The 6,832-nt window shown below is 70.0% G+C and carries 5 protein-coding genes, 1 pseudogene and 1 riboswitch; of the genes and pseudogenes, 1 reads left to right on the plus strand and 5 read right to left on the minus strand.

Annotated features, from left to right (window positions below):
- The first annotated feature begins 329 nt into the window (after positions 1-329).
- A complete protein-coding gene (locus FJX73_12455; protein ID MBM3471581.1) occupies positions 330-1,208 on the plus strand; it encodes an isoprenylcysteine carboxylmethyltransferase family protein in 879 nt (292 codons plus the stop codon).
- Here FJX73_12455 and FJX73_12460 read toward each other — a convergent pair.
- From FJX73_12460 to FJX73_12480, 5 genes and pseudogenes are all read right to left on the minus strand, one after another.
- Positions 1,205-2,575 (minus strand): PQQ-like beta-propeller repeat protein, encoded by a 1,371-nt coding sequence (locus tag FJX73_12460; protein MBM3471582.1) that lies wholly within the window; start codon positions 2,573-2,575, stop codon positions 1,205-1,207. The genes FJX73_12455 and FJX73_12460 overlap by 4 nt on opposite strands.
- Before the next feature lie 71 nt (positions 2,576-2,646).
- A pseudogene (locus tag FJX73_12465) lies at positions 2,647-3,054 on the minus strand (hypothetical protein).
- Positions 3,027-3,917, minus strand: coding sequence for a TonB family protein (locus FJX73_12470; GenBank protein MBM3471583.1), 891 nt, complete (start codon positions 3,915-3,917; stop codon positions 3,027-3,029). The pseudogene FJX73_12465 and the gene FJX73_12470 overlap by 28 nt, the downstream one beginning before the upstream one ends.
- Positions 3,914-5,713 carry a TonB-dependent receptor gene (locus FJX73_12475; GenBank protein ID MBM3471584.1) on the minus strand — a complete coding sequence of 600 codons (1,800 nt, stop codon included), beginning with the start codon at positions 5,711-5,713 and terminating at the stop codon, positions 3,914-3,916. The genes FJX73_12470 and FJX73_12475 overlap by 4 nt, the downstream gene beginning before the upstream one ends.
- A gap of 24 nt (positions 5,714-5,737) precedes the next feature.
- Positions 5,738-5,968, minus strand: a riboswitch (cobalamin riboswitch).
- 25 nt (positions 5,969-5,993) lie between these two features.
- Complete coding sequence (locus FJX73_12480) at positions 5,994-6,830, minus strand: DUF3084 domain-containing protein (protein ID MBM3471585.1); 837 nt, start codon at positions 6,828-6,830, stop codon at positions 5,994-5,996.
- Positions 6,831-6,832: the final 2 nt, after the last annotated feature.

Raw genomic sequence — 6,832 nt, forward strand, 5'->3', positions numbered from 1 at the left:
GTCCGCGAACGGCTGCGCCATGGCCGGGGCGACCAGCGTGAGAGACAGCAATGCTGCTAGAACGACAGCAATGTGCTTCATCGTTGGTTTCTTCCCCCTTCAGGTGTGTTGCGTGTCTTAGGCCTTCCGGGGCGCGGCGCGGGGGATAGAGTGAGCGTGTTTCCTCGCATCCTCCCTGCCTGTCCCTTCGGCCCTTCGTCCCGCTGCCTCGGTGCCCTGCCCTCTTCCCGGCCCTCCTCTACGGGCGGGCGCCGCTATGCCTCTTCGGCCGCGGCCGCGGATGACGCCCTGCGATCGATCACCCACAGACTACCAGCCGCCCGCCTAGGATGCAAGACTTCGCCCCCCGATGGCGTCCGGCGGCCTGGATGGTCCAACGGTCTTTGTCTTTCGCCGTCTGGAGCCGGAATCCTCCTCCCCTGCCCGCGGATCTTGGGGAGGGAGGATTGCCGCGGGAGAGCCCGAAAACAGATTCCCCGTGGCGGCCGGATGCAGCGGCCAAATCTGCCACAGCACAGGTGGATGTCCTTATGTCGTTGCGCAAGGCGCTGCGTGGCCTGCTCGTTGCGGTTCCTGTGATCATTGCATCCCCGGTCCTCGTCCTGGCCATCCAGGGAGGGATGTTCCTCCCGGTGGGCATGTTCGTCGCCATCTACTCGCCGTGGACGCCGTTCGTGCTGTTTCCCCAGACGAGGTGGCTTGTGACGCACACCATCTGGATGCCCCGCGACCTGCGCCTGATGCTCATGGATGCCGGGTGGGCGCTGATCGCGGCCGGTCTCGTGGTGTTCATCGGATCGTACGCCTACTTCTACGCCATCCGAAACCGGGCCGGCCTGGTGACCTCGGGACCCTACGCGGTGGTGCGGCATCCTCAGTACCTTGGGATATTCATGGGATTGACCGGATTCACGCTGCTGGGCGCACGCCCAATAGCGGTGATGGCGTGGGTGACCGCGGTCTGCACGTACATTGCCCTGATGATCTACGAGGAGGGGGAGAACGACCGCCGCTTCGGCGATGCCTACCGCGCCTACCGTGAGCGGGTCCCCTTCATCATACCCTTCTTCCCGAAGGCCCTGACGCGCCCGTGGGCCAGGATCGCGGCCATGTCGCGGCCTGCCCAGTACGCCTCGGTGGCCGCCCTGTACGTGGCGCTGGTGGCCGCGGCGATCGCGCTGATGCGCGACCGGGCCTTCCCCACCTAGCGCCCGGGCGGTCTCGACAGGCCGAACAGGCTCTCGTCGCTGTTGACAAGGACCTCGACCAGGCCATCGCCGTCGAGGTCCTCGGCCGTCACGCCCATGTAGGCCAGGCGGCCTTCGAGCCGGTGCTCCCACTTGAGGTCGCCGCGCGGCCCAAGCAGGTACACGAACCCGTTGTGGCTGCCGGCGAAGATCTCGAGCTGGCCGTCGCGGTCGAAATCGCCGGCGGCCACCGAGCCGCTTATGTGCCCGCGGCGCTGGAACTGCCAGAGCGTGCGCCCGGCAGGCGAGAGACAGAGCACCGAGCCATCTTGCACGCCTGCGACGATCTCCTTCGTCCCGTCGCGGTCCAGGTCTGCGACCGTCAGCCCGTTGTAGGCGGTGACCGGCCCTCTGGCGCGCACCGTCCAGCGCAGCCGGCCCTGCGGGGTCAGCGAGTGCACGGCCCCGGCCCAGTCGGCGGCGTAGATCTCGAGCGCGCCGTCCCCGTCGGCGTCGTCCACGGTGATGCCGTAGATGGAGCCACCAGTCTGATATGCCCAGCGCTGCCGGCCGTCGTGCCCCAGCGCATGTATCGCTCCGTTGCCGTGGTTGCCGATTATGACCTCTCGCCTGCCGTCGCGGTCGAGGTCCACGACGACCGGGGTGTTCATGTCGGCGGCCCCGCCCATGGTGAAGGTCCACCTGACACGCCCGTTGTCCGCGTCCAGGTTGTACACGTGTCCCTGGTTGTCGGCGAAGATGACCTCGAAGCGGCCGTCGCCGTCCAGGTCGGCCACGGCAGGGCTGGCGTAGCTGGTGTACGAGCGCGACCGGAAGGTCCATACCACCTGTCCCCGCGAGTCCAGGCGATGGAAGGTCGAGAAGCCGCCCGACTGATAGGGGGCGAAGAAGACCTCGGGTCGCCGGTCGCCGTCCACGTCCAAGACCGCGGGCGTCATCAGGACTATGCCGTTCAGTCCTCCCACCGAGAACTCCCACCGGCGCTTCGGAAACGGCCGCTCCAGCACGAGCAGCCGGATGCCCTCGCCGTAGATCAGCTCGACCTGCCCGTCGCCGTCAAGATCCGCAACAGCCGGGGGCGAGACCGAAGCCGGATGCGCGGTCGTCTCAAACGGCAGCCGCCACGCAACGTATGGCGTGGTCAACCCGCCGGGCCTGGGCGTGGCGTTGATGCGCTGGAGGTTGTATCCCCCAAATGCCCACAGCGCCGGGGCCTGCGCCCCCAGCGGAGAGCCGCCCGCCAGGAGGACGGCGAGGAGCGATGCCGCCACCGCCCAGGGAAGTCCGCGTGTCTTCGTCATGTCCTCGTTCCTCCGCATCGAGCCGTAACGCCCGGATCTTCTGCGCCGTGCGTCGGCGCACCGCATCAGTCTACACCATCGCCTGCGCCTCTTCCACACGCGCCTCTTGGTCCGGGGCCACGCTCCAGCGCGGCCTCGGCCAGCAGCACCGCCGCGTAGTCGTCGTAGGGCTCAGGTGGGGTCTGCAGGCCGCGAGGCACGAACCGCCGCCACCCACGCGGCGGATGCTCGGCGAAGTAGCGCGACCGGGCGCGCAGCGTCGTACCCTGCTCCTCGACCAACAGAACGCGCCTGGCCCCCGCGCGCGCGAGCGCCTCCATTACCTCCGCCGATGCGGTGCGGTTGCCCACGACCACCTCGGTTGCCGCGTACCGCTCCTGCCAGTCGCGTACTAGCGCGGGCAGGTCCTCGCGCGCGACCACGGCCCTGGCGTGCACGATCCCGGGCTCGCAGACGGCCACGCCGCACTTGTCCCTGCCCGGGTCAACGGCCAGCACCACACGCCGAGATGCGCTACTCACGGCGCCACCACAAACGCCACCCATACAAGCACGATGCTTGTGATGGGCGCGCCGTCCCGACGCGCCGGCAGGAAGCGCCATCCCGCGGCGGCCGCTGCTGCCGCGGCATCCATCTCGGGCCGTCCCGACGGCACCGCGACCTCTACGCGCCCAACCGTGCCGTCCTCGCGCACCAACAGACGCAGGCGCACCCGGGCGGCGAGCCGCTCGGCGCGCGCCTCGGCTGCGAGACCCGGGGCCTCCACGATGACGCGCCAGGCATCGGGATGCGCAGGCGGAGGCAGAGAGATGGGCACCGGGGGCGAGAGCACCGGCGCCGCTGCGGGCGGCGTAGGTGGCGGCGTGTGGACCGGAGGCTGCGCCGCCGCAGGAGGAAGGGCAGCCGCAGGTGGCTGCGGCGCGGCATCGCCGCCCTGCCCTCCGGTTCCCGGGCCTGCCTGTGACGCCGCGCCGGGCGAGGAGCCTAGCGCCGCGGATCCCTCGCTGGCAGAAGACGCAGGAGCACCACCGGCCTGGCCGCTGTGCGGCTGAGTGGCCTGGGCCGCCGCGCCTGCTCCATGAGGCCGCGCGGCCTGGGTCGGCTTCGAGACAGAGCGGCGGGCCGCGGGCGGAGCGGGCAGGGGCTTCTCCTCAGGCGGCTTCTTGTCAGGTGGCTTCTGATCCGCAGGCCTGGGCGGAGTTGAGACTTCTTCCCTGAACAGCCCGGATTCCTCTTCTGCCGAGGGGGGCGGCACCGCAGGCCCTAGGGGATCGAACGCGCGCCCGCTTCCCCCCACACCCGGTGCCGCTTCATCGGGCACTGCCCGGCCGCCCACGAGCAGGCCGGTAGCCATGGCCGCAACCGCGAAGAGCGCGGCCAGCAGGAGAACCGCAGGCAGTCGCTTCATCGCCTCAGGACGTACTCCAACGTAAGCGTTCGACCGGACGCCGGATAGCCCTGCACCGGCTCGTAGCGGGAATCCAGGAGGTTGCGGACCGCCAGGCGCAACGCGGACCCGCCTGCAAGCGGCACCTCCGCGGCCAGGCCGAGGTCGACGTACGCCGGCAGTGTGACTGTGTTGGCCGTATCGGCGAACCGCGCGCCGATGAGCGTGGCCGAAGCGGTCGCCGATGCGCCGCGCGGCAGCGCGGCGCTGAGCGCAAGCGCCGCGGAATGGCGCGCACGGTTGGGGAGGTCGAGCCCGGTCGCCGCGTCTGTTGCAGCCAGCCACGTGGAGGACGCGCGCAGCCACCAGATCGGGCCTAACGCGCCCTCGAACTCCACCGACGCTCCGCGGATCGTCGCCGCTCCCACGTTCTGCGGCGAGAAGACGAAGGAGTCATCGGGAACCCAGAGGATGAGATCGCGCACGTCGCTCCAGAACACGGTCACGCGCGCGGTGGCGCCGGGCCGCAGCGACGCCTCGATGCCGGCGTCCACCGACCAGGCATGCTCGGGACGCAGCGCCGGGTTGCCGACGGCGAAGCCGTCGAAGGGGTAGTACAGTTCGGCCATCGTCGGGCCGCGGAAGGTGCGGCCTGCGGCCAGGCGCAGGCGCAGGTCCGGGCGCGCGAAGTAGACCAGGCCCGCGCGCGGGCTGACCTGGACGCCGTAGGTCGAGTGCAGGTCGGCGCGCAGCCCTACCGAGAGCAGCAGGCGCGGTGTGAGTGCGCGGTCGTCCTGCAGGTACAGCGCGCCTGTGGTCGCGGATCGCTCTCCCACGCTGGTGCTTTGCAGGTGCTGGAGCGCAACATCCGCGCCCAACGTCACGGCGCGCGACGGAGAGAGCCGCGCTGCGCGCTGCCACTCGGCGGTCCAGGCTGTGCCGGTGTGCCTGTCGTCAATCCACCATCCGGGATCGCGGTAGGCGAGATGCTCGCGGTGCGCCGCGAAGCGCAGGCGGTTGGTTATGCCGCCCTGCTCCGACTCGAGCGTGAGCGCCGCGGCCAGACGGGCGTCTTCCTGCCGCGCAAGCGGCGACGGGAAGAACGTCGAGCCCGGGGATCCCCGCGAAGCGCTCGATCCGGTCAGGCTGAGGTCCCATCGACGGCCGGCGGCCGCATCGCCCAGGCGCAGCGAGAGATAACCGCCGCGCAGGTCGCTGTTTGGGCGGGAGCCGTCGGCCGCGTCGTAGCGCAGCGTCAGGCGGGCCGGGCCTCCGGCGGTGATTCCGAGGCTGCGCAGCCCGAACGAGCCGGCGGCCAGGGTGATCTCACCCGCCGCCCGGCGGCGAGTGACGATGGAGATCACGCCGCCCAGCGCGCCGCTGCCGTAGATGGCTGAGAACGGCCCGCGCAGCACCTCGATGCGCTCGATGTCGTCCACCGGGATCGTGCCGAGGTCCACGGTCCCCGCGAAGACGCTGTTCAGGGGAACGCCGTCCAGCAGCACCAGCACCTGTTCGGCGCTGCTCCCGCGTATGCTTGCGGTGATCAGGCCCCCTGCGCCACCGTAGGCGCGTGAGGCCACCTCGGGCAGGAACGCGATCGCCTCGCCCACGGTGCGCACGCCCAGCCGCCGCAGCTCCGCGGCGGTGAGCACCGACACGCTGGCCGGCGAGGCCGGCGCGGGCTGCGGCCGACGCGACGGAGAGACGACGTCGGGCAGCTCGAACTCGGGCGGGGGTTCCTGAGAGAACAGCGGGGAGCAGAGTCCCAGCGTGACAGAAACGCAGAGCGAAACCGCAATCAGACGAGCAAGCACCTGCCCACCTCCCTTGCCTCGAAGGCGTGTGGCATCGGTGCAGGCAGGTCTTCTGGCTCAGGATCATCGCAGGGCGCCGGCCTTCCCGGGAAACCTTCCCAGTGGCATGCCCCAAGGGGGGCGCCTGCTCTCCTTGACAGCGGCGGGACCGCGCCGGACTTGCACGGCCGCAACGCGCGACCGGGCGATACCGGACTTCCCTATTATGGCGCAGTGCCTGGTGCCCCTGCGCCGACCTGCACCGCTGTGATGCATGTTCTACGGCTGGGGCTGCTTTCCTCTACTTGAGGGCAAAGGTGACCGCCAGCGGGGAGTCGGTCATGACGTTGCCCAGTGCCAGGACCTGCACGCGCACCTCGCCTCGTCGCTCCGCGATCTGCATGACCGCCGCCCGGTGCTCGTCCACGTCAACCTGACCGCGGGGCAGTTCGGTGATGCGGGCAAACGGCGGGGAAAGGATCTTAGCCTGCGCCCGCTCCGCGGCCGCGTCAACCAGGGCAAAGAGGCCGAAGCTGATCTCGTCGCGCGTTCCCAAGCCGCTGACCGTCCCTTCGCCCAGAACCGTGCCCTTCGCATAGGCAAGACGGCGATCCACAAGCTGCACGAAGATCAGCAGGGACTCCCCCCGCAGTGAGTTCTCCTGCGCCACGATCCGTACCACGGTCTCCCTACCGCGGAGCGAGATCAGCCGCGCGAGCGCCTCCCACGTCAGGTTGGGAGGGTAGAGACTGAACACCGCGCCGGTGACCAGGTTGGGTGCGACACCGTTGCTCGCGGCCTCATCCACCGCCCGCAGCCGCAGCGCGTCTAGCCGGGCGAGGATCTCGGGCTGCGGCAGCTTGCCATCAATCACCTCCCGCAACACCTCCTGGTTGCGCATGTAGGCGATGTCCCCTCCCGCCACCTCGCGCAGCCGTGCTTCGGCATCCTCGATCTGTTGGCGCAGATCGTTGAGCCGGAACAGCCCGACCCGGGCGTCAGAGGATACCAGTACTACCGAGACCAGCGTGATAAGTGTGATCAGCATGCCCGTCGCCACGGCGATCACGTGGGCGGTGTGCCGCGGCCTGAGCCCCAGGACAGTAAGTCGGCGCCGGCCGATCGCCCTGCCGACCATGT

This window comes from Armatimonadota bacterium (genome assembly GCA_016869025.1).
Lineage (GTDB): Bacteria > Sysuimicrobiota > Sysuimicrobiia > Sysuimicrobiales > Humicultoraceae > VGFA01.